The 22,528-nt window shown below is 68.3% G+C and carries 18 protein-coding genes, 1 tRNA gene and 1 pseudogene; 11 read left to right on the top strand and 9 right to left on the bottom strand.

Translation table 11 applies throughout. The features are described from left to right. Positions 1 to 132 precede the first annotated feature (132 nt). On the bottom strand, positions 133 to 2,229 hold the full coding sequence (locus V5F74_RS15435; RefSeq protein WP_394009010.1) for a S9 family peptidase: 2,097 nt from the start codon (positions 2,227 to 2,229) through the stop codon (positions 133 to 135). Next, positions 2,219 to 2,662, bottom strand: coding sequence for a peptide-methionine (R)-S-oxide reductase MsrB (gene msrB, locus V5F74_RS15430; protein ID WP_024277696.1), 444 nt, complete (start codon positions 2,660 to 2,662; stop codon positions 2,219 to 2,221). Before msrB ends, V5F74_RS15435 begins: the two co-directional genes overlap by 11 nt. A gap of 512 nt (positions 2,663 to 3,174) precedes the next feature. On the opposite strand from msrB, the gene V5F74_RS15425 reads away from it, so the two are divergent. Continuing rightward, positions 3,175 to 3,588, top strand: coding sequence for a MucR family transcriptional regulator (locus V5F74_RS15425; RefSeq protein ID WP_024277697.1), 414 nt, complete (start codon positions 3,175 to 3,177; stop codon positions 3,586 to 3,588). Positions 3,589 to 3,666: 78 nt separating this feature from the next. Here V5F74_RS15425 and V5F74_RS15420 read toward each other — a convergent pair whose 3' ends face one another. After that, entirely contained in the window at positions 3,667 to 5,280 is a 1,614-nt protein-coding gene (locus tag V5F74_RS15420) for a phosphoenolpyruvate carboxykinase (protein WP_394009007.1), read from the bottom strand. 185 nt (positions 5,281 to 5,465) lie between these two features. Next, positions 5,466 to 6,182 carry a HugZ family pyridoxamine 5'-phosphate oxidase gene (locus V5F74_RS15415; RefSeq protein WP_394009005.1) on the bottom strand — a complete coding sequence of 239 codons (717 nt, stop codon included), beginning with the start codon at positions 6,180 to 6,182 and terminating at the stop codon, positions 5,466 to 5,468. A gap of 304 nt (positions 6,183 to 6,486) precedes the next feature. Here V5F74_RS15415 and V5F74_RS15410 point away from each other — a divergent pair, with 304 nt between their 5' ends. From V5F74_RS15410 to V5F74_RS15380, 7 genes are all read left to right on the top strand, one after another. Continuing rightward, on the top strand, positions 6,487 to 7,185 hold the full coding sequence (locus V5F74_RS15410; protein ID WP_029557293.1) for a response regulator transcription factor: 699 nt from the start codon (positions 6,487 to 6,489) through the stop codon (positions 7,183 to 7,185). Positions 7,186 to 7,216: 31 nt separating this feature from the next. Beyond that, positions 7,217 to 8,977 carry a sensor histidine kinase gene (locus tag V5F74_RS15405; RefSeq protein ID WP_051679044.1) on the top strand — a complete coding sequence of 587 codons (1,761 nt, stop codon included), beginning with the start codon at positions 7,217 to 7,219 and terminating at the stop codon, positions 8,975 to 8,977. Between the two features lie 2 nt (positions 8,978 to 8,979). Then, positions 8,980 to 9,435, top strand: a complete 456-nt coding sequence (locus V5F74_RS15400) for an HPr kinase/phosphorylase (protein WP_029557295.1) — start codon at positions 8,980 to 8,982, stop codon at positions 9,433 to 9,435. Positions 9,436 to 9,544: 109 nt separating this feature from the next. Next, complete coding sequence (locus V5F74_RS15395) at positions 9,545 to 9,946, top strand: PTS sugar transporter subunit IIA (RefSeq protein WP_024277703.1); 402 nt, start codon at positions 9,545 to 9,547, stop codon at positions 9,944 to 9,946. After that, positions 9,915 to 10,298 carry an HPr family phosphocarrier protein gene (locus V5F74_RS15390; protein ID WP_024277704.1) on the top strand — a complete coding sequence of 128 codons (384 nt, stop codon included), beginning with the start codon at positions 9,915 to 9,917 and terminating at the stop codon, positions 10,296 to 10,298. Before V5F74_RS15395 ends, V5F74_RS15390 begins: the two co-directional genes overlap by 32 nt. Before the next feature lie 183 nt (positions 10,299 to 10,481). Next, complete coding sequence (locus tag V5F74_RS15385) at positions 10,482 to 11,966, top strand: ATP-binding protein (RefSeq protein ID WP_081837602.1); 1,485 nt, start codon at positions 10,482 to 10,484, stop codon at positions 11,964 to 11,966. Between the two features lie 177 nt (positions 11,967 to 12,143). Continuing rightward, positions 12,144 to 12,220, top strand: a tRNA-Arg gene (locus V5F74_RS15380). 453 nt (positions 12,221 to 12,673) lie between these two features. On the opposite strand, the pseudogene V5F74_RS15375 reads toward V5F74_RS15380, so the two are convergent. Further along, positions 12,674 to 13,072: pseudogene (locus V5F74_RS15375) on the bottom strand (EamA family transporter); the annotation flags it as partial. A 54-nt stretch (positions 13,073 to 13,126) separates the two neighbouring features. Between V5F74_RS15375 and tnpA the strand changes: the two are divergent. From tnpA to tnpC, 3 genes are read left to right on the top strand one after another with little or no spacing between them, the layout of a single operon-like run. Next, on the top strand, positions 13,127 to 13,567 hold the full coding sequence (gene tnpA / locus V5F74_RS15370; RefSeq protein WP_029557299.1) for an IS66-like element accessory protein TnpA: 441 nt from the start codon (positions 13,127 to 13,129) through the stop codon (positions 13,565 to 13,567). Next, the gene (tnpB, locus tag V5F74_RS15365) at positions 13,564 to 13,920 is read left to right on the top strand and encodes an IS66 family insertion sequence element accessory protein TnpB (protein WP_029557300.1); all 357 of its coding nucleotides are present in this window, start codon (positions 13,564 to 13,566) and stop codon (positions 13,918 to 13,920) included. Before tnpA ends, tnpB begins: the two co-directional genes overlap by 4 nt. A gap of 42 nt (positions 13,921 to 13,962) precedes the next feature. Continuing rightward, on the top strand, positions 13,963 to 15,495 hold the full coding sequence (tnpC, locus tag V5F74_RS15360) for an IS66 family transposase (RefSeq protein WP_029557301.1): 1,533 nt from the start codon (positions 13,963 to 13,965) through the stop codon (positions 15,493 to 15,495). A gap of 212 nt (positions 15,496 to 15,707) precedes the next feature. On the opposite strand, the gene V5F74_RS15355 is transcribed toward tnpC, so the two are convergent. The 4 genes from V5F74_RS15355 to V5F74_RS15340 form a co-directional block, all read right to left on the bottom strand. Beyond that, positions 15,708 to 17,261 carry a multicopper oxidase family protein gene (locus V5F74_RS15355; protein WP_394009000.1) on the bottom strand — a complete coding sequence of 518 codons (1,554 nt, stop codon included), beginning with the start codon at positions 17,259 to 17,261 and terminating at the stop codon, positions 15,708 to 15,710. Between the two features lie 70 nt (positions 17,262 to 17,331). Beyond that, positions 17,332 to 17,721 (bottom strand): hypothetical protein, encoded by a 390-nt coding sequence (locus V5F74_RS15350; RefSeq protein WP_394008998.1) that lies wholly within the window; start codon positions 17,719 to 17,721, stop codon positions 17,332 to 17,334. A gap of 11 nt (positions 17,722 to 17,732) precedes the next feature. After that, a complete protein-coding gene (locus V5F74_RS15345; RefSeq protein ID WP_394008996.1) occupies positions 17,733 to 20,864 on the bottom strand; it encodes an efflux RND transporter permease subunit in 3,132 nt (1,043 codons plus the stop codon). Positions 20,865 to 20,873: 9 nt separating this feature from the next. After that, a complete protein-coding gene (locus V5F74_RS15340; RefSeq protein ID WP_394008994.1) occupies positions 20,874 to 22,517 on the bottom strand; it encodes an efflux RND transporter periplasmic adaptor subunit in 1,644 nt (547 codons plus the stop codon). Positions 22,518 to 22,528 lie beyond the last annotated feature (11 nt).

Genomic DNA, 22,528 nt, shown 5'->3' with positions numbered 1-22,528 from the left:
ATGCCTTTAAATGCGCGGAGCCGCCCCCTCACTCGCATGTCGATCGACAGCGCGCTCTGGATAGCCGGAAGCCGTCCGCCGCGCAAATGTCCGTGGGGAAAGGCTCGCTCTTCCCCTGTGAATGGCCACGCCTCAGCCGGCGCGGCCAACCGTTCTCAGGGCAAAGAGGTAGACGAGGGCGACCTCGTCCAGCCGGTCGAACCGCCCGGCGGCGCCGCCATGGCCCGCATCCATGTTGGTCCGCAGCAGGATCGGCCGGGCTCCGGTATCCGCCGCCCGCAGCCGCGCCACCCATTTCGCCGGCTCCCAATAGGTGACGCGCGGATCGGTGAGCCCGGCGAGGGCGAAGATGGAGGGGTAGGCCTGGGCCTTCACATTATCCACCGGCGAATAGCTCCGGATTCGGTGAAAGGCCGCTTCGTCGGCGATGGGATTGCCCCACTCCGGCCATTCCGGCGGGGTGAGGGGCAGGGTGTCGTCCAGCATGGTCGTGAGAACGTCCACGAACGGCACCTCGGCGACGATGCCGGCGAACAGGTCGGGCCGGAGATTCGCCACCGCCCCCATCAGCATGCCGCCCGCGGAGCCACCTTGGGCGATGATGCGCTCGGGCCGGGTGAAGCCCTCGGCGACCAGATGCTCCGCCGCGGCGACGAAGTCGGTGAAGGTGTTGGTCTTCTTCGCCAGCTTGCCGTCGGCATACCAGCGCCAGCCCTTGTCCGTGCCGCCACGGATATGGGCGATGGCATAGATGAAGCTGCGATCCACCAGCGACAGCCGGTTGGTGGCGAAGCCGGCGGGAATGGTGATTCCGTAAGCGCCATAACCGTAGAGCAGCAGCGGGGCGGAGCCGTCGAGCGGCGTGTCCTTGTGGTAGAGCAGGGAGACCGGCACGGTTTCGCCGTCCGGTGCCGGGGCCATCAGGCGGCGCGTCACATACTGCGCCGGGTCGTGGCCGGAGGGCACTTCCTGCCGCTTCAGCATCTCGCGTCGGCGGCTCGCCATGTCATAGTCCCACACCTCGGACGGGGTGGTCATGGAGGCATAGGTGAAGCGCAACTGGGTGGTGTCGAAGGCGTATCCCGCCGACATGCCCAGCGCATAGGCCTCCTCGTCGAAGGCGATGGCGTGTTCCGCGCCGTCGGCCAGCGCCCGGATGACGATGCGCGGCAGCCCGCCTTCGCGCTCAAGGCGCGCCATGTGGCCGCTGAACACCGTGTGGCTCAGGATCATGCAGCCCGGGCGATGCGGGACGAGATCGACCCAGTGCTCCCGCCCCGGCGTGGCGACGGGGGCCGTGGTGATCTTGAAATCCTCGGCACCGTCCGCATTGGTCAGGAAGATCAGGGTATCGACGCCGCCAAGGTCGGGGTGGTGCTCCGCCTCGTAGCGCACGCCCTCGGTGCGTGGCGCGATGCAGCGCGGGGCGGCGGCCGGGTCCTGAAGGTCCAGAAGGTGGACCTCGGACGTCTCGTGGTCGCCGCAGGCAATCAACCCGTAACGGCGGGACTGGGTTTCCCCCAGGGAGACGAAGAAGCCCTTGTCCGGCTCCTCGTAGATCAGCGTGTCCGTCTCCGGCGCCGTGCCGAGGACATGGCGGAAGACGAGGGACGGGCGGTGCTCGGCATCCCGGCGGATGTAATAGAGCACGCTGCCGTCGGCGCTCCACAGGAGGTCGCCGGTGGTCTCCTCGATGGCGTCGGGAAGGTCGGCACCGGTCGCGAGGTCGCGGACGCGAAGGGAATAGAGTTCGGAGCCGGAGGTGTCGGCGGAATAGGCGAGGCGGCGGTGATCGGCGCTGTGCCGCCAGTGGCCAAAGTGAAAATAGGCTTTGCCCGCGGCCTCCTTGTCGCCGTCGAGGAGGATGGCCTCCGCCCCGTCCGGCAAAGCCTTGCGGCAGGCGAGGGGGTGCTGGCCCCCCTCCCGGTGGCGGGAATAATAGGCGAAGGGGCCGTCCGGCGCGGGCACGGAGGAATCATCCTCCTTGATGCGACCGCGCATCTCGGCGACCAGCTTTCCCTTGAGGTCGCCAAGCGGAGCGAACCAGGCGTCCGCATAGGCATTCTCGGCCTCGAGATAGGCCCGGATGTCGCCGTCGAGCACGAACGGGTCGCGCATGACGGCGCGCCAGTTGTCGGCGCGCAGCCAGGCGTAGTCATCGGTGAGGGAAAGGCCGTGGACGGTGCGGGTCGACGGACGGCGAGGGGCGCGCGGCGGCTCAGACGCCACGGTCTGCCCCGTCGTCCGGCTTCAGGGAGAGGGCGGTGCCGTTCATGCAGAAACGCAGGCCGGTCGGCGCCGGGCCATCCGGAAAGACATGGCCGAGATGGCTGTCGCAGGATGCGCAGCGCACCTCGATGCGGCGCATGCCGTGGGAGACGTCCTCATGGGTCACGACCGCCTCCGGCGACACCGGCTGGAAGAAGCTCGGCCAGCCCGTACCGGAATTGTACTTGCTTTCGGAGCGGAACAGCGGCGTGCCGCAGGCGACACAGGAATAGAGGCCGGCGCGCTTCTCGTCCCAGTAGGGGCCGGTGAACGCGCGCTCGGTGCCGGCCTGACGGGCGATTCGGAACTGCTCGGGCGTGAGGCAGGAGCGCCATTCGCTTTCGCTCTTCACGACCTTGGTGTGGTCCGCGTCGGAAGGGGCAGAGGTGGACATGGAAGAACCCCAGTCTGATTTGTCGCAGAGGTAGGCATTCCATATGGCGACGGCAAGGCTGCATGCGATCACACATGCGCGCGGCTGGGTCGAGGGGCGAATGGCCCGGGCGGCAGCACGCCGGGCCGGTAGTGCAGATTTGCGATATTGCGACAAATCAAGAAGACGAGCCGTATTGCGGAAATATCGGTTGCAAAGTTGAAAACACGAAACTAACACGGACTTATAGCCGTCTTCGCAGCATCCGTGCGCGGGCGACTGTTCAGGGTACGTACACTGTCCGAGGTTCGTACACTGTGTGTCTGCGGACGAGCGCAGCGGGGCGCGGCGAAAGCGTCCTGGTGGTGCCTTGCGTCTTGGTGACGCCTTGGCAGCACTGGACCCCACCTTGATCGCATACGCCGAGTTCTCCCGATCCGCCCGCCGATTGCATGTCCTGATTGTTCGGAAGCGCGAAACCTGACCGACCGCGCATTCGTCATCTCACGCCATCTCAACGCGAAGCAGGTCCCATGAGCGACACCACGGAACAGACGGCCTTCATCGAGCTCGCGACGGATATCATCTCCGCCTACGTCGGCAACAACACGGTTGCCGCGGCCGAGCTGCCGGCCCTCATCAACGACGTTTTCAACGCGCTCACGCGCCTCGGCACCGGCGAGGCGCCGGCCGACGCCGAGCCGCTCAAGCCGGCGGTGGCGGTGAAGCGTTCCGTGAACGCGGACTTCATCATCTGCCTGGAGGACGGCAAGAAGTTCAAGTCGCTGAAGCGCCACCTGCGCACGCGCTACGACATGACCCCCGAGCAGTATCGCGAGAAGTGGGGCCTGCCGGCCGACTATCCCATGGTCGCCCCCAACTATGCCGCCGCCCGCTCGGAGCTTGCCAAGCAGATGGGCCTCGGCCAGCAGCGCCGTCGCGGCTGAAGCATTTCCCTCTCAAACGGAAAGGCCCGGCGCGACGCGCCGGGCCTTTTTGCGTCTGGAGCCTGCGAAGACCGCCGCTCACTCGGCGGCGATGCGCACCTGGGGCTGGGCGTCGCGCACGGCGGCGTCCACATGGGTCTCGAAGCGGGCGAAGTTCTCGCGGAACATGTTCACCAGCCGGCGCGCGGTGGCGTCGAAGTCCGCTTTATCGGCCCAGGTCTTGGACGGATAAAGGACGTGCGGCTCGATGCCCGGCACGGAAGTGGGCACCTCGAAGCCGAAATAGGGATCGGTGCGGAACGAGGCGCCCTTGAGCGAGCCGTCCAGCACCGCGGTGAGGAGCGTGCGGGTGACCTTGATGGGCATGCGCCGCCCGGTGCCGAACTTGCCGCCGGTCCAGCCGGTGTTCACCAGCCAGCAGTCCACGCCATGTTCCGCGATGAGATCGCGCAGCAGGTTCCCGTAGACCGAGGGGTGGCGCGGCATGAAGGGCGCGCCGAAGCAGGTGGAGAAGGTGGCTTCCGGGTCCTTCACCCCCTTCTCGGTGCCCGCGACCTTCGCGGTGTAGCCGGAGAGGAAGTGATACATGGCCTGCGCCGGGCTCAGCCGCGCGATGGGCGGCAGCACGCCGAAGGCGTCGCAGGTGAGCATCACCACATTCTTCGGCTGCCCCGCGCGGCCGGTGGGGCTGGCATTGGGGATGAAGGCGAGGGGATAGCAGGAGCGGGTATTCTCGGTGAGGCTGCCGTCGTCGAAGTCCGGCACCCGCGTCACCTTGTCCAGCACCACATTCTCCAGCACCGTGCCGAAGCGGTTGGAGGCGGCGAAGATTTCGGGCTCGGCCTCGGCGGAGAGGCGGATGGTCTTGGCGTAGCAGCCGCCCTCGAAATTGAACACGCCGTCCTGGCTCCAGCCGTGCTCGTCGTCGCCGATGAGCGTGCGGTTGGGATCGGCGGACAGCGTGGTCTTGCCGGTGCCCGACAGGCCGAAGAACAGGCAGACATCGCCCGCGTCGCCTACGTTCGCCGAGCAGTGCATGGGCATGATGCCCTTTTTCGGCAGGATGTAGTTGAGCGCGGTGAACACCGACTTCTTCATCTCACCCGCATAGGACGAGTTGCCGATGAGCACGATGCCGCGGGTGAAGTCCACCGCGATCACCGTCTCCGAGCGGACCCCGTGGCGCGCCGGGTCGGCCTTGAAGGACGGCAGGTCGATGATGGTCATCTCCGGCACGAAGCCGTCCAGCTCGGCCCGTTCGGGGCGGCGCAGCATGGTGCGGATGAACAGGGAGTGCCAGGCGAACTCGGTATAGACGCGCACCTTGATGCGGGAGGCCGGATCTGCGCCGCCATAGAGATCCTGCGCGAACAGGGTCTTGTCCTCGGCCTCCTTCAGGAAGTCCTGATAGAGCGTCTCGAACTGCTCCGGCGTGATGGCGCCGTTATTGTCCCACCAGACCTCGCCCTCGGTCGTGGCGTCGCGCACCACGAACTTGTCCTTGGGGCTGCGGCCGGTGTGGGCGCCGGTCTCGGCCATCAGCGCGCCGCCGGAGGACAGGTGCCCTTCCTTGTGCGCGAGCGCATGCTCGTAGAGCTCGGGCTCGAGCAGATTCCAGTGGACCGCCGTAAGATGCTTGAGGCCGAAAGTGTCCGCGCCGCAGGCGCTGTTCCGGTGACCGGTTTCGAGCACGGAAGATTCCTCCACAGTTCCCGCCGGCGTGACGCCGGCATTCATCCGCCGTCCCGCTCTCGTAGAGTTATGCGGGCGGTGTCGGGCCGGGGACGTCTTTGCGCATCCCTCGAAGCCGCGTCGCGCACGCTAGAGGGAGTTGAGCGCCAAGGAAACTCCGACAAACGGAGGCTAAACGTTTAAATTCAGGCGGCAGTTCCACGCCGTGCGTCGTTCACCAGCTTCACCAGTTCTTGCCGCACTGCAGCAAGGTCTTCCACCCGTCTGGTAAAGTCGAGCCGGCGCACGAGGTCGCCGCAGATCAGCTCGCACCCCTCGGGATCGAGGGAGAGCAGGCGCCAGTCGCCCTCCGGCGCGCCGAGGAGCACGGTGGCGTAGAGGCGCACGGCATCGGCATGGTCCGCATTCATGTGCGCGATCACGCCGTCCACCCCTTCGGCCAGCGCCTCCGCCCCCTGCCAGCGGGTGAGCAGCTTTTCCCCCGGCACGTCCACGATGCGGCCGAAGCCCTCGACCAGGTGCGCCTCGGTGATGTCGATGGCGTAAAAGGCGAAATCCGTGAAATCCGCATATCCCGCCGCCGCTTCGTGCCGGGCGAGATAGCGCGCGCGGACCTCCGGGGCAGGGGCGGGGACGATGCGGCCGATGAGGCTGGCGCGGGGCGCGTTCAGCGGGTCTTCGGCGCCGGCCGCCGAAACAAGGAGGGAGACGCGCGCATCGCCCGCGATGTTGCGGGTGTGCCGGGCGAGGCGGGAGATGAGCAGCGTCGGGCGGCCCTCCGGGTCCGTGGAGATTGCCACCAGAGAGGCGTAGGGCGCGCCGTCTCCCTCCAGCGTTGCAAGGGCGCCGAAGCGGGCCTCGCGCACGAGGTGGCGGACGGCGGTCGCGGACGGCTTGGTCATGGGGCTCCTCCTGCGGGGCGGTGCCACGATGCTCCGGCGCGGCGGCCGGGCGCAAGGGGAGGAGCGCAACCGGACGCCCGAACCTTCCGTAAGGGACGCACGGAAAGGGAAAGCTTGATTAAGGGTATTCGGCGGCCGCCATTTGGTGTCGGTGGAGAATCCCGCTATTTTGCGTCGATCGAGTCTTGTGTGTCACATTTCGGCCACGCGAACGCGGTTCACCGCAGTGAGAGGCCGCAACAGATGGCTGGCTTGAAGGCCCGTGTTCAACGGTCCGCTTTCCGGACGGCTTTAAAGAGGTGTCATGCCCACGATCGCCCTCGTCGACGACGACCGCAACATCCTGACCTCGGTCTCCATCGCTCTGGAGGCGGAGGGCTATCGCATCGACACCTACACGGACGGCGCCTCGGCCCTGGACGGGTTCAAGACCAACCCGCCGGACCTCGCCATCCTCGACATCAAGATGCCCCGCATGGACGGCATGGAGCTGCTCCGCCGCCTGCGCCAGAAGACCGACATGCCGGTGATCTTCCTCACCTCCAAGGACGAGGAGATCGACGAGCTGTTCGGCCTCAAGATGGGCGCCGACGATTTCATCAAGAAGCCCTTCTCCCAGCGCCTGCTGGTGGAGCGGGTGAAGGCGGTGCTGCGCCGCGCCGGCGCCAAGGACGGTGCCGCCCCGCGCGAGGTGGACAGCGCCAAGGTGCTGGAGCGCGGCAATCTGCGCATGGACCCGGAGCGCCACACCTGCACCTGGAAGGCCGAGCCGGTGACGCTCACCGTCACCGAGTTCCTCATCCTCCAGGCGCTCGCCCAGCGCCCGGGCGTGGTCAAGAGCCGCAACGCCCTCATGGACGCAGCCTATGACGATCAGGTCTATGTGGACGACCGCACCATCGACAGCCACATCAAGCGGCTGCGCAAGAAGTTCAAGTCGGTGGACGATTCGTTCGAGATGATCGAGACCCTGTACGGCGTCGGCTACCGGTTCAAGGAGTGATCCGGGCCGCGCGCGGCAGGTTCGGCACCACATGACGGTCGAGACCAACGAGGCGCCGCTGGAGCGTCCGAGCGAGCCGGCGGGCATTCTCGCCACCGTTCGGCGCGTGCGCCGCTTCGTGGCGTTCAAGGGCTTCTCGTCGCTCACGCGGCGCATCGTGCTCCTGAACCTCGCGGGCCTGTGCGCGCTGGTCTCCGGCATCCTCTATCTCTCGGAGTTCCGCTCCGGCCTCATCGACGCGCGCATCCAGAGCCTTCTGGTGCAGGGCGAGATCATCGCCGCCGCCATCGCCTCCTCGGCGCAGGTCGAGACCAACGCCATCACGCTCGACCCCGACCGCCTGCTGGAATTGCAGGCGGGCGAGAGCTATGGCCCCGAGGACGGCTTCGCGCCGCTGGAATTCCCCATCAATCCCGAGCGCGTGGCCCCGGTGCTGCGCCGCCTCGTCGGCCCGACCCGCACCCGCGCCCGCATCTATGACCGGGAAGGCCAGCTGCTGCTGGACTCTCGCTCGCTCTATTCCCGCGGCGAGATCCTGCGCTTCGACCTGCCTTCGCCCAATGAGCCCAAGCCCGGGTTCCTGGAGCGCGCGTGGCTCGGCATCCAGCTCTGGCTCGGCCGTGGCGACCTGCCGCTTTACCGCGAGATGGGGCCGCAGGCCGGCAAGAACTATCCGGAAGTCGCCTCCGCCGCGCTCGGGACCAAGGCCAGCGAGGTGCGGGTGGATGAGCGCGGGCAGGTGGTGGTCTCGGTCGCCGTGCCCATCCAGCGCTTCCGCGCCATCCTCGGCGTGCTGCTGCTCTCCACCCAGAGCGGCGAGATCGATGCGGCGGTGAAGGCCGAACGCTTCGTCATCGTCCGCGTGTTCCTGGTGGCGGCGGCGGTGATGGTGCTGCTCTCCGTGCTGCTGGCCGGCACCATCGCTGATCCCGTGCGCAAGCTCGCCGCCGCGGCGGAGCGGGTGCGCCGGCGCATCAAGACCCGGGTGGAAATTCCCGATTTCACCGCCCGCGCCGACGAGATCGGCCACCTCTCCGGCGCCCTGCGCGACATGACGAGCGCGCTCTACAACCGCATCGAGGCCATCGAGAGCTTCGCGGCGGATGTGGCGCACGAATTGAAGAATCCGCTCACCTCCCTGCGCAGCGCGGTGGAGACGTTGCCCCTCGCGAAGACCGATTCCTCCCGCTCGCGCCTGCTGGAGGTGATCCAGCATGACGTGAAGCGTCTCGACCGCCTCATCTCCGACATCTCCGACGCCAGCCGCCTGGACGCGGAGCTGCAACGGCAGGAAGCGGTTACGGTGGACCTGAAGCAGCTTCTGGAGATGGTGGTGGGCCTCGCCCAGGACGTGCGCAAGGATGACGGGGTCAGCGTTTCCCTCGCCTTCGATCGCGCGGCGGGGGCGCCGCAGGACTACAACATCGCCGGCCACTCCTCGCGCCTCGGCCAGGTGGTGGACAATCTCGTCTCCAACGCCCGCTCCTTCTCGCCGCAGGGCGGTTCGGTGCGCGTCACCTGCCGCCGCCTCAAGGACGGGGCGGAGATCACCGTGGACGACGACGGGCCGGGCATTCGCCCAGATGCGCTCTCGCGCATCTTCGAGCGCTTCTACACGGATCGCCCGCACCAGGGCTTCGGCCAGAATTCCGGCCTCGGCCTCTCCATCTCGCGGCAGATCGTGGAAGCCCACGGCGGGCGCATCTGGGCCGAGAACCGCACCGCCACCGATCCCGATGGCACCCCCCACGTCACCGGCGCGCGCTTCGTCGTGCGCCTGCCCACCAGCTGACCGTGACCGGGGCCGCGCCACCCACCATCCACGCAAGCTGCGTCGCCGTGGGGGACGTGGGGCTTCTCATCCGCGGCCCCTCGGGCTCCGGCAAGTCCATGCTGGCGCTGAGGCTCATCCTCGATGCCCCCCGCGCCCTGCCGCCGGCCGAGCTGGTGGCGGACGACCGGGTGGTGCTTGCGGTGGAGGATGGTATGCTGATCGCCCGACCGCCTCCTTTACTTGCAGGCCTGATCGAGTTGCGCGGTATTGGTGTGAGGCGGATGGAACACCGTCCCTCCGTCGCAGTGCGGCATGTGGTCGATCTGGCGGCATCGGAAATGGTCCGCATGCCCGACCCGGCCGAGCTTCGGGAACAGATTCAAGGCATTGAAATCCCTAGAACTCCGATCTTCAGCCTGGACCTGGCGCCTGTCGTAATCGCTTGCATTCTCAAGACGCGAGCTTACGAAAACTAAATGTGCTTTTGTGCGTTGCACCCCTTGCGTAATTTTTGAGCCGCTCTGAATATGGCCGTCCCGCAGCGCGGGAGGCCTTCATCAGGGGGAAGATGAGGGCGGAGGAAGCATGATCGGTCTCGTCCTCGTCACACACGGCCGTCTGGCAGACGAATTCTGCTCCGCTCTGGAGCACGTGATGGGCCCGCAGGCCCAGATCGCCGCTGTCACCATTGGTCCCGAAGACGACATGGAGCGGCGGCGCCAGGACATCATCGAGGCGGTGGATCGCGTGCGCACCGGCGACGGGGTGGTGATCCTCACCGACATGTTCGGCGGAACCCCTTCGAACCTCGCGATTTCGGTGATGAACACGCCGGATGTCGAGGTGGTCGCGGGCATCAACCTGCCCATGCTGGTCAAGCTCGCCAAGGTGCGTGGGGAGATGCCGCTGGCCCAGGCCGTGGACGTCGCCCAGGAAGCCGGTAGGAAATACATCAATGTCGCAAGCCGCGTCCTCTCCGGTAACTGAGCTTTTCGCCGACGCCGGTTGCGCGGCGGGCGGCTGTTCCGACGATCCGGCCATCGCCTGCGGCCGGCCTATCGCGCCCGAGGCGCTGGTGCGCGTGCTTCCCATCATCAACAAACGCGGCCTCCACGCCCGCGCCTCCGCCAAGTTCGTACAGACCGTGGAGCGCTTCGACGCCATGGTCACGGTGTGCCGCAGCGGCGAGGCGGTGGGCGGCAATTCCATCATGGGCCTGATGATGCTGGCCGCCGGGCCCGGCACCTGCGTCACCGTCACCGCCACCGGCCGGGAGGCGTCCGACGTGCTCGACGCCCTCGGCACCCTCGTCGGCGACCGGTTCGGCGAGGAAGAGTAGGGCGAAAGCCTCGCGCCCGTATGCTGACGGGCTGGCAAGCGAAAGCGCTGCCGTTTCGGCCGTTTACCTCAAATTGAGGTTGCTCTGGCCCGTTCCCCGATGGTTGCCTATGTCTTAACGCTGATCCCTTCGTGCAATGGGCCCGAGGGATCCGGGACGGGCCTTCCCCCCGTATCAGATACGATGTTCGAGCCGAGGAGCCATAAGCCCGAGGAGGCACCGGCGCCCAAGCGCCGCCGGTGGAGCCTCGGCTTGTCGGCAAAACTGCTCGCCTTGACGGTGGCCGTGGTGGCCACGGCGGAAATCGCCGTGCTGGTGCCCACCATCGCCAATTACCGCATCGCCTGGCTGTCCGACCGCCTCGCCGCCGCCCGCACCGCCGCCCTCGTGCTCGACGCCGCGCCACAGGACGGCGTGACGGTGGACATGACCCGCGAGCTTCTCGACAGCGTGGGCGCCAAGGTGATCGTGGTGAAGCGGGAGGGCACCCGGCGCCTCCTTGCTGCCTCCGACATGCCGCCCGAGGCGGACGTGCACATCGACATGCGCGAGACCACGCTCTGGGGCGCGGTGCATGATGCCTTCGACACGCTCGTCGCCGACAACGGCCGCATCCTGCGCATCGTCGGCGAACCGCCGCGGGGGGCCGACTTCATCGAGATCGTGCTCAGCGAGACCCCGCTGCGCGTGGCGCTGCTGCGCTTCGCAGCGACCGTACTGCTCATCTCGCTCGCCGTGGCTGTCGTGGCGGGCGTGCTGGTCTATGTGAGCCTCAACTGGCTGTTCGTGCGGCCCATGCGCCGCCTCACCGAGCGCATGTCCGCCTTCCGCGAGGATCCGGAGGACGCCTCGCGCATCATCGTGCCCTCCGGCCGCTCCGACGAGATCGGCACCGCCGAGGAGGCGCTCGAGGAATTGCAGCGCGAGCTCTCCCACACCCTGCACCAGAAGAGCCACCTCGCGGCGCTGGGCCTTGCCGTGTCCAAGATCAACCACGATCTGCGCAATCTGCTGTCCTCGGCGCAGCTGCTCTCGGACCGCCTTGCATCGGTGCCGGATCCGACCGTGCAGCGCTTCGCGCCGAAGCTGCTCGCTGCCCTCGACCGCGCCATCCATTATTGCGAGCAGACCCTGTCCTACGGTCGCGCCAAGGAGCCCCTGCCGGAGCGGCGCGACGTGGAACTCGCCCATCTGTTCGAGGAGGTGCGCGAAACCCTCGGCCTCTCGCCCGGTGGCAGCGCGGGGGTCGGCTGGGTGGCAGACGTGGAGCGCGGACTCACCGCCGATGCCGATCCTGATCAACTGTTCCGGGTCATCCTCAACATCACCCGCAACGCCCTCCAGGCGCTCGAGGCGCGCGCCCCGCTCGATCCCGAGCGCGACCAGATCCGCGTCCGCGCCCGCCGCAAGGGGCCGGTGGTGGAGATCGAGCTCAGCGACACCGGGCCGGGCATTCCCGCGGCGCGGCGAGAGCATCTGTTCGAGGCCTTCGTCTCCTCTGCCCGGCGCGGCGGCACGGGGCTCGGCCTGCCCATCGCCGACGAACTGGTGCGGGCCCACGGCGGCCACATCCGCCTGCTCGACACCAAGATCGGCACCGCCTTCCGCATCACCATCCCCGACCAGCCGGAGAGCCGGCATCACCGACGGGAACGCATCCGGGCGTGAGCGGGCCGAGTTTTCCACAAGGCGCGCTCTTTCCGGCCGGTCTCATGAGCGATGCGGGCCGGGGGCCTTGCACCCTCCCATAAAAAGGGGTAGCAGACGGGCCTCGCGGAATTCCAAGCCGCGAACGCCCCGGAAAGCTCCTCGCTTTCCCGACCGGTCCGCCGGTCACGGGCACAGGCGCCGGTAGCTCAGCTGGATAGAGCACCAGACTACGAATCTGGGGGTCGGGAGTTCGAATCTTCCCCGGCGCGCCACCTAAATCCAAGAAAACACACGATAATCGGCCGTCCGTCGAGTCGCGGAAAGCATATTCGTGATGTCGGGTCATCACCAGAACCAGCGTGCGCGCGGGCGGGCTGTCGGCTTCTCCTGGATGACACTGGGCGTGCAGACGCCAACAGATTCTCGCTTCTCCTCCCGCGCTCGATCGGGAGGCAGGGCGGGGCGAGCGTGACCTCTCCTGCGGACGCCGCCGCCGTGCCAATCGGGCGCGGCCTCAGCCCAATATCGAAAGCACCACCTCCGCCGGCCCGCAAGCCAAAGGCCGCGAGCGTGGTGAGCATCCCGAGCCCGAGCCTGAACATGGCCAGCCGCGTCATCGCCGAGAGCGCGGCCGCACGCCAGTCGGTGGAGGAGAGCAGAGGCAGGTCCGGCCCGATGCCGTGCCCAGTCCAGGCTCACCACCTGCCGAAAGGCGACATGGATCACGCGCCCAGAAGGAGGCGCCTGTCCACATTCTCGCGGAAGGCGAGCCAGGCGATGGCCATGGTCGCCACACCTTCCAGTTTGAGGAGAAGGGATGCGCTCGCGCCGTCGGTCCGGGCGAGGCCGAACATGAGCAGCAGCGGGCCGAGGACGCCGCCGGTGAGGATCACCAGCGCGAGCCACGGCACGTCGGTCCGCCGCAGCGGCGCTTCCACCGCCGGCAGCCGGAGCGCGGTCCGGGACAGATGCACGGCGGCGAGGCCAGCACCTGCCCCGAGGTAGAGCAGGCCGGCCATCATCCACGGATCGATGGCGCCAAGGAGCAGCATGGCGAGCTGCGTGCTGGCGTCAAAATGACCCGGCCGAGACGAGTGCGAAGGTAAGCGGAGCCCTGAGCCCACCTTTCGCCGTCGAGGCTGAGGGGGCGATGTTCCGAGCCTGGAGGGCTTGGACATATGACGATTTCAGAGCTTACGCTTAAATCGAGTGCCGAGGAGCCGGTGCGGCGATTCGAGGTTTTCACCGGAGCGGGGCGTCGCCGGGAGTGGGCTCTCGAGGAGAAGGCGCGGATTGTCGCCGAGAGCTTCGAGGCTGGAGCGACGGTGAGTGACGTGGCGCGGCGCCATGCCTTGTCGCCACAGCAGCTGTTCACCTGGCGTCGTGAGGTGCGCAAGGCGAGCGAGAGGATCCCGGCGTTCGTGCCGGCCGTTGTCACGCCGGAACCGGCTCCCGCATCTGAGCCGTCCGCCCCACCGTCACGGCCGAAGCGGCGAGGCCGGCAACGTCGCGCGGCGACGATCGAGGTCGGCGTCGCCGGGGTCCGGGTGATGATCGAGAACGGGGCCTCGCCGGCCACCATAGCGGCGGTGATCGGCACGCAGAAGGCCGGGTCGTGATCGGCTCGAGCGGCGCGGTCCGCGTCATGGTGGCGACGCGGCCGGTGGACTTCCGCAAAGGGGCGGAGGGGCTCGCGGCCTTGGTGCGTGAGACCATGGGCGCCGATCCGTTCTCCGGCACGGTGTACGTCTTCCGGGCCAAGCGCGCCGACAGGGTGAAGCTGGTGTTCTGGGACGGCACCGGTGTCGTGCTGGTGGCGAAGCGGCTGGAGGACGGTGAGTTCCGCTGGCCCAAGGTAGAGGACGGCATCCTGCAGCTGACATCGGCCCAGCTCCAGGCTTTGCTCGAGGGCCTCGACTGGCGGCGGGTGCATGAGGCACAGCGTACGACGACACCGGTCGCCGCCAGTTGAAGAGGCTCGCAGGGGCCTGGCGAATATGATTCATTGCGGGTCATGGCTTCGCTCTCCACCGAGCTTCCCCGTGATCCCGAGACGCTCCAGGCGATGCTGATCGCGCGGGATGCGGAGATCGAGCGCCTGCGCCAGATCATCAAGGAGCTGCAGAGGCACCGCTTCGGACGGCGGGCGGAGAGCCTCCCTGAGGACCAGCTGCTGCTGGCGTTGGAAGAGGCCGAACAGATCGAGGCCGCCGGCTTCGCTGCGTCCGAGGCGCAGGTGCCGGCCGAGAAGGCCGAGCGGGTCGCCAAACGCCGTGCGAACCGCGGAGCGCTGCCCGCCCATCTGCCGCGGATCGAGACCGTGGTCGATATCGAGAGCGACCTCTGCCCGTGCTGTTCCGGCAAGCTGCACCGCATCGGCGAGGATGTGGCCGAGCGGCTCGACATGGTGCCGGCCCAGTTCCGCGTCCTGGTGGTGCGCCGGCCGAAATATGCCTGCCGGTCCTGCGCGGATGTGGTGGTGCAGGCCCCGGCGCCGGCACGGCTGATCGAGGGCGGACTGCCGACCGAGGCAACCGTTGCCCATGTGCTCGTCTCCAAATATGCCGACCATCTGCCCCTGTACCGCCAGGCCCAGATCTACGGGCGCCAGGGCATCGCGCTCGACCGCTCGACGCTGGCGGACTGGGTCGGGCGCGCGGCCTTCCTGCTGCGGCCCGTGCATGACCGGCTGCTGGCGGTGCTCAAGACCTCGCCCAAGCTGTTCGCCGACGAGACCACGGCGCCGGTGCTCGATCCCGGACGCGGCCGGACCAAGACCGGGCAGCTCTTCGCCTATGCCCGCGACGACCGGCCCTGGGGCGGCACCGATCCGCCCGCCGTCGCCTATGTCTATGCCCCTGACCGCAAGGGCGAGCGGCCCGTCGCCCACCTCGACGGCTTCAGCGGCATCCTCCAGGTCGATGGCTATGGCGGGTACAAGGCGCTGGCCGGACGCAACGCCGTGAGCCTGGCGTTCTGCTGGGCGCATGTTCGGCGCCGCTTCTACGAGCTCGCCCAGAGCGGTCCCGCGCCGATCGCCAGCGAGGCCCTGCAGCGCATTGCGGAACTCTACCACGTCGAGGTCGGGATCAGTGGCCGAACCTCGGATGAGCGCCGGGCCACGCGCCAGGAGAAGAGCAAGCCGATCATCGAGGCTCTCGAGCCGTGGCTGCGGGCGAAGCTGGCGCTGATCAGCCAGAAGACCAAGCTCGCGGAGGCGATCCGCTACGCGCTCTCGCGCTGGGAGGGCCTCACCTTGTTCCTCGACGACGGCCGCGTCGAACTGGACAACAACATCGTCGAGCGCTCCATCCGCCCTCTGGCTCTGACCCGGAAGAATGCGCTCTTCGCCGGCTCCGACGGCGGCGCCGAACACTGGGCCGTCATCGCCTCGCTCGTCGAGACCTGCAAGCTCAACGGAATCGACCCCCAAGCCTACCTCGCGGACGTTATCACCCGCATCCTCAACGGCCACCCCAACAGCCGCATCGACGACCTCATGCCATGGGCCTACCCAGCACAGCCCGCCCTCAGCAACGTGGCCTGAAAACGACGGTTACGTGCGAAGACAATTCCGAGCTTCACAATTCGACCCTGCCCTTTCCGGGCAGCGCTTCGCGTTCAGCGCCCGAGATACTTGATGAGCGCGGCGATGCCGAGCACGACAAGCGCCAGAACGAGAAGGCCGAAGAGCCACATCCCCCACATGCCGCCGCTCATCATCTGATCGTAGTGCATGACGGTCTCTCCTCTGCGGGATCAGGCCACCTTCACTACCGCCATCATTCCGGTGGCCATGTGGTAGAGGTGGTGGCAATGGAGGAACCATTCGCCCTTCGGCCCGGCGTCGAAGGTGATCGTGACGGACATTTGCGGGGGCACCATCACTGTGTCGCGGACCGCCCCGGGGAAGCGCTTCCCACCAATGCCGACCACCTGGAAATGATGGCCGTGCAGGTGCATGGGATGGCTCATGGTGGTGGGGTTCATGAAAGTCATCTCCACCCGCTCTCCAGGGCTCACCACCAAGGGCTCCGCCTCGGTATGGATCCGCCCGTTGATGGTCCAGCGGTAGCCCGCCTCCTCGCCGAGCATGATGGGAAAGACCCGGTCAGCCTTGCGCGGCGCCAGCGGCTTCGTCGCCGCGAGGCGCGCCTCGAACGTGAGATCGACAAGGCCCTGGGGACGGTCCGCGCCCTCGGCGATACGGGCCACGGAAGCCCCGGCGGTTGCCAGGACGAGGCCGGTGCGGCGCGGCGAGGCCTCCACCTGGGCCAGCACGGGAAAGGCGCCGCCACCCGCGGGAATATTCACGATGAGATCGACCCGCTGGCCCTGGGCCAGAGGAAAGGCATCCGCCTCGACGGGGACGCATGGCGAGCCATCAACGGCGATGCATCTGGGCTTGAGGCCGGGCACGCTGATGAAGAAGGCGGTGGCCGTGCCGCCGTTGATGATGCGCAGGCGCACCCGGCTGCCCTTCTCCACCTGCGCAACCTCCGGATCGGCGAGGGTGCGCCGGTTGGCGAGGAAGGCGTCGTAATCGACATCGTTGGCGTGGGCCATCATGCCGCCGGCCATTCCTCCGGGCATCCCGCCACCCATGCCGTGGCTCATCTGGCCGGCGGGCGGTGACGCGGATATCCCGCCGCCCATAGCTCCCCCGCCCATAGCTCCCATGCCGCCCATTCCACTGCTCCCATGGCCGGCATGGCCCATTCCGGGCACGGCCATTCCCTGCATGGACCCGCCCATGCCGTGACCGCCATGGGCGCTGCTCCCGCCGAGCCGGGCGAGGATCTCCTCCGGGCTCCGGAAGGAGAAATCGTGCAGCATCACCACCACATCCTGCACATCCCCGGCATCCGCCTCGCGGGTGACGAGGGGAGCGGCGAGCAGTTGCTGTTCGCTCAGGGTGTGGGAATGCATCCAGTGGGTGCCGGGCGTGAGCAGGAAATCCACCTGATCCGTCCCGCCGGGCGCCAGTTCGCCGCCGCCGGGACGAGCGCGATCCTGGTCCGCCGGAGCGAAGAGCTGGCCGTGCCAATGCATCACTGCGGGGGTGTCGGATGCGTTGAGCACTGCGCCGGAGAGGCGGTCGCCCTCCTTGGCGAAGATGCCCTCACCGGCCAGACCCTTCACCGCGAAAACCTTGGCGGCCTTGCCGTTCACGTCGAGCGTCACGCTCTCGACGCTGAGAAGGGGCGCCGCGAGAGCGCGGTTCCACCCGCCGGAAACGGCGAGCGCACCCATTGCCGCGCCGCCCGTAAGGAAGGAGCGGCGAGTGAGAGAGGAGGCAATCGGTCGGGTCATGGTCAGCCTCTGGATCAGCTTCCTGGGCGCGTCGCCGGGCAGACAAGGCGGGCCGGGAGATACGGTGTCTTCAGTATTTGGCCTGGGCAGAGGAGCCATCCGGAGCCGTGATCTGGACGGCGCCCTTCACGCCCTTGGGAATGGCCACGGCGGCGGTGCCGGCAAGCCGGTTGCCTCCGGTCGGAGACAGGGGAAAGCGCTGGGCCTTGCCCTCCACCACGAGGATCGCGTTCGCCTTGAAGCCGTCGGCCGCGACGGGCTTGTCGGACCCGTCGCTGAGATAGAGCGCGACGGTGGCGGTACCGTCTGACACCAGTTCGGCGTGATAGCGCCCGGCATCCACCCGCACCCCGCCATTGGCTCCGACGCCGGGCTCGTGCGCGAACACAGGGGTGGCAAGCAAGGGAAGGGCGAGAAGAGGAAGGGCGAGGGCTGCGGGAACGAGGCGGCGGAAAATCATGGCAGGCTCCGTCAGAAGGCGTCCGCGCGGGCGGCGTCGGGGATGGGGGAAGTCTCGCCTGCGCCCGTCACCAGCCGTTCGAGCGGACGGCTGCCGTATCGCAGGACGAGCACGGGGGTGAGCACCGCATCGAGCAGCGTGGCGCTGACGAGGCCGCCGAAGATCGTGATGGCGACGGGGTGGAGGATTTCCTTGCCCGGCACCTCGGCCCCGCTCATGAGCGGCAGCAAAGCGATGCCGGCGGACGCCGCGGTCATCAGCACCGGGGTCAGCCGCTCGAGGCTCCCGCGCATGACGAGCGCCGGGCCGAAGGGCTGGCGCTCCGCAATGGCCAGATTGATGACGTGGCTGATCTTCAGGATGCCGTTGCGCGCAGCGATGCCGGTGAGCGTGACGAAGCCGATCATGCTCGCCACCGAGAGCGGCTGACCCGCCAGCCACAGGGCGAGGACCGCGCCGATGAGCGCCAGCGGCACGCTGCCCATGATGACCAGCGCGAACAGCGCCGAGCGATAGCGGCTATAAAGGATCGCGAAGACCACAAGCAGAGATACCGCGGCAAGGCCGCCGATCGTGCGCATGGATTCCTCCTGCGCGGCGAAGGTGCCTTCAAGGCTGGTCGAAGTTCCGGTCGGAAGGGCCGTCTCCCCGATGACGCGGCGCATGTCGGCGATGATGGCAGCCGTGTCCCGTGCGCCGGAGGTGTTGGCCAGCACCACGATGCGCCGCCGACCGCCTTCACGCAGGATCTGGTTCGGCCCGTCCGTCTCCTTCACTTCGGCGACCTGCGAGAGGGGGATCCAGCCGGAAGGCGTCTCGATGAGGAGGCCGGCCAGTCCGTCGGCGCTGCGTGTCGCGTCGGGCAAGCGGACAATCAGGTCGAAGCGCCGGTTGCCGTCCACGAGGGTCGAGACCACGCGACCGTTGGAGAGCCGCGCCAGCGCGTCCGTCACCTGGGCGGGCTGGAGGCCGTAGAGGGCGGCGCGGCCATAATCCACGCGCACCGTCACCTCCGGCACGCGCACTTGCCGTTCCACCTGCAGGTCGACGAGGCCGGGAATGGCGGCGAGGCGCTGGCGCAGGGTGTCCGCAGTGGCGCGCAGGGTGTCGAGGTCTTCGCCGAACAGCTTCAGGGCGATCTCGGCCCGCACGCCGGAGAGCATGTGGTCGAGCCGGTGCGAAATGGGTTGGCCGATGTTGAAGGATGCTGGCAGGACCGCGAGCCGGTCGCGGATGTCGGCGGTGATCTGGGCGCGGCTGCGGGCGGAGGGGGAAAGGTCCACCTCGATCTCGGAGGCATGAACGCCCTCGGCGTGCTCGTCGAGCTCCGCCCGCCCGGTGCGCCGGCCGACCGCCTTCACCTCCGGAACCTCCAGGATGAGGCCCTCGGCGATGAGCCCCATGCGGTGGCTCTCGGCGAGCGAGAGCCCCGGACGGAACGACATGGAGATGGTGAGCGAGCCTTCGTTGAAGGGCGGCAGGAAGGCACGCGGCAGGCCAGCGGCAGCGGCTAGAGCTGCGACGAAGAGCAGGGTCGTCGCTCCCATCACGAGGCGTTGGTGGCGGAAAGCGCTTGCGAGCACCGCCGCGTACCCACCCTTCAGCATGCGCACCAGCGCGCCGTCCCGCTCGGCCTGCCGACTGATCGCCGGGAGCAGGTAGAAGGCGAGCACCGGCGTCAGCGTGATGGAGGTGGCGAGGCTCGCGAGGATGGAGACGATGTAGGCCTGCCCCAGCGGGGCGAACAGCCGTCCCTCGATGCCGGGCAGCGCAAACAGGGGCACGAACACCAGCACGATGATGAGCGTGGCGTAGACGATGCCCGAGCGCACCTCCCGGCTCGCCGCCACCACCACATCGAAGACGGGGCGGGGCGCGACCGCGGCGGCATTCTCGCGCAAACGCCGGAAGATGTTCTCCACGTCCACCACGGCATCGTCCACCAGCTCGCCGATGGCGATGGCGAGGCCGCCCAGCGTCATCGTGTTGATCGAGAGGCCGAAGGCGTGAAACACGATGGCGGTGGTGAGGATCGACACCGGGATGGCGGTGAGCGAGATGAGCGTGGTGCGCCAGTTCAGCAGGAACGCGAACAGCACCACGGCGACCACCGCCATGGCTTCCATCAGCACCTTCTCCACATTGCCGATGGAGGCTGCGATGAAGTCCGCCTGCCGGAACACCGGCGGGGAGATGCGGATGCCGTCGGGCAGCGTCCGGTTGAGATCGGCTACCGCCTCCTCCACCGCACGGGTCAAGGCGAGGGTGTCCGCCTCCGGCTGCTTCTCCACCGAAAGGATCACGGCCGGCCGCCCCATGTAGCCGGCATCGCCGCGTTTCAGCCGCGCGGCGTAGTCCACCTGCGCGATCTGGTGGAGGAAGACGTTGCCTCCCGAGGGGCGGGGCAGCACGAGGGTCGTCAGGTCGTCGAGGCTGAGCGTGCGGGCGATGTTCCGGATCAGGAACTCACGTCCGCTCTGGTCGGCGAAGCCGCCGCCCGAATTGGTGCCAAACTGGGCGAGTGCCTTTTCCAGCGCATCGAGCGTGATGCCGTTGGCGCGCATGGCGGCGAGGTCCGGAGAGACGCGGAACTGCCGCACGTCGCCGCCCATGGGAATGACCTGGGCGATACCCGAAATGGCGAGGAGCCGGGGCCTGATGACAAAATCAGCCGCCTCGCGCACTGCCATGGGGGGCGCCGTGTCGCTGGTCACGGCGAACATCAGGATCTGCCCCATGATGGAGCTGATCGGCCCCATCTGCGGCGAGACGTTCGCCGGCAAGCGGTCCCGCACCAGCGCAAGGCGTTCGGCGATCTGCTGGCGGTCGCGGAAGATGTCGGTGCCGAAGTCGAATTCCACATAGAGGACGGAGAGGCCGACGCCCGACACCGACCGCAGGCGGATCAGGCCCGGCAGCCCATTCATCGCCGTCTCAAGCGGGAAGGTGACGAGTTGCTCGACTTCGGCCGGGGCGAGCCCCTCCGCCTCGGTCATGATGGTCACTGTGGGACGATTGAGGTCCGGCAGCACGTCCACCGGCAAGCGCGTCACTGCATAGGCGCCGTAGACCACCAGCACGGCCGCGAGCGCCAGCACCAGCAGGCGGTGGCGCAGGGACTGGGTGACGAGGACGGTGAACATCGGCCGGCCTCAGCGGATCTGGTCGATGAGTTCGGCGCCGTCGGTGACGACGCGCTGGCCGGGGGAGAGACCCGCCACCACCAGCACGCGGGAGGCGTCGAGGGGCAGGGTCTTCACCTCGAGCGAGGCGAAGCGCTCGGCACTGATGTGCGCATAGACGATCGATTGGCCGTTCGCCCCGCGCACCACCGCAGAGCGGGGGATCGCGATGCCAATGCGCGGGGCGCCGGCCTCGGCGAATACCGTCAGGAACTGGCCTGGGCGCAGCTCCCCGGTATCCGAGGCGACCGAGAACAGGAGAGGGAGCGCCTGGGCGCGGTCGGATATGCCCGCCCCCAGAAAACTGAGGTCCAGCGTGCGTCCGTTCGGCAGCCGGCCGGTGGCGCCCGATCGTCCCGCGTCCGGCGAAAAGCCGAGCGCCTCCACCCACAGCCGGGCGGGGTCGACGATGCGGAACACCACCGTGTTCGGGTCCGCCATCTGCCCCGCGACGGCGTCGGCGGTAGCGATGATCCCGGCGACCGGCGCGCGGAGGGCCTCCGGCTCACGCTGCACCCGCTCCAGCTTGGTCCGACGGGTCTTGAGGCCGTTCAGCTCGATCTCGGCCTCCTCCACCTCGCGGCGGGTCACGGCATTGGGAATGGCCGAGAGCCGCTCGTAGCGGCGCTTCACAAGGGCGATCTGCTGGTCCAGCTCGTAACCCTGCTGCTCCAGGTCCTTGAGGTCGGAGGCGCCGATGGGCGGATGCACGTAGGCGAGGATTTCGCCTGCCGCGACCTTCGTTCCGAGCGGCTTGAAGCCGCCCTCGGGCGGCGCGAGGCGGCCGCCCACTGCGCTTTGCACCAGGCCGCTCGCATTGGCGTCCGGCACCACGCGGCCGGGCAACTCGACCGTGCCGGCGAAGGCGCCCGACGCCGTGACGAGCGTGCGCACACCGAGGATGCGCTGGGTCGGCTTGGGCACGATCACCGAACCGTCGGGGAGGCGCTGTGCCATGTCGCGCGGAGCGGGCTTCGGCGCGTCCGCCCGGGCGTCGCGTGGTCCGGCAAGCGCGAGGCCGACCGCCCCAAGGAGGAGGAGCACCCCCGCCCGCCGCCGCGATACGACAAGCGCCCCGGCGAGAAAACCGATGAGGAGGCCCACGGCAACGCCCGCGAGCGCGCCGGACGGTGCCCCGCCAATCAGCGCCAGCGTCGCCGGCGCGGGCGGCCTCGCATCGGATGAAGGTGCGGCCGGCCCAATGGTCAGGGTGCCGGCAAGCACGTCCACCGAGTCGCCAGCCGTGACGGTGAAGGCGATATCGTGCGCGCCCGGCGTTGCCGCGAATGGCGCGGGCAACACATAGGTGCCCGGTCCTGCGGGTTTTGCGGGCTGCGAGCCCTCCGGCGTGTCCACTTCGACGGCGGCGCCCTCCACCGGAGCATTGTCGGCGAAGCGGTCGAGATAGATCGTCAGGACGCCATCGCGCAGCACCGCCACCAGCTCGAAATCGGCGGAGGCGGCCTCGACGCGGGGAGCGAGCGTCGTCACCTGAGGGGGCGGTGGCGTCCCATGGTCGTGGCCTTCATGGGCCGCAGCGGAGCCGGACAGCGCCGCGCAGGCGAGAAGCCCGCGCAGGCCAGACACGACGTTCCGCAAGAAATGGGACCCCATGCCTCAACCCG

Source organism: Xanthobacter aminoxidans (assembly GCF_043193615.1).
GTDB classification, from domain to species: domain Bacteria; phylum Pseudomonadota; class Alphaproteobacteria; order Rhizobiales; family Xanthobacteraceae; genus Xanthobacter; species Xanthobacter aminoxidans.
Note: the sequence above shows the minus strand (reverse complement) of the source record. Positions and strands in the feature narration are given on the sequence as shown.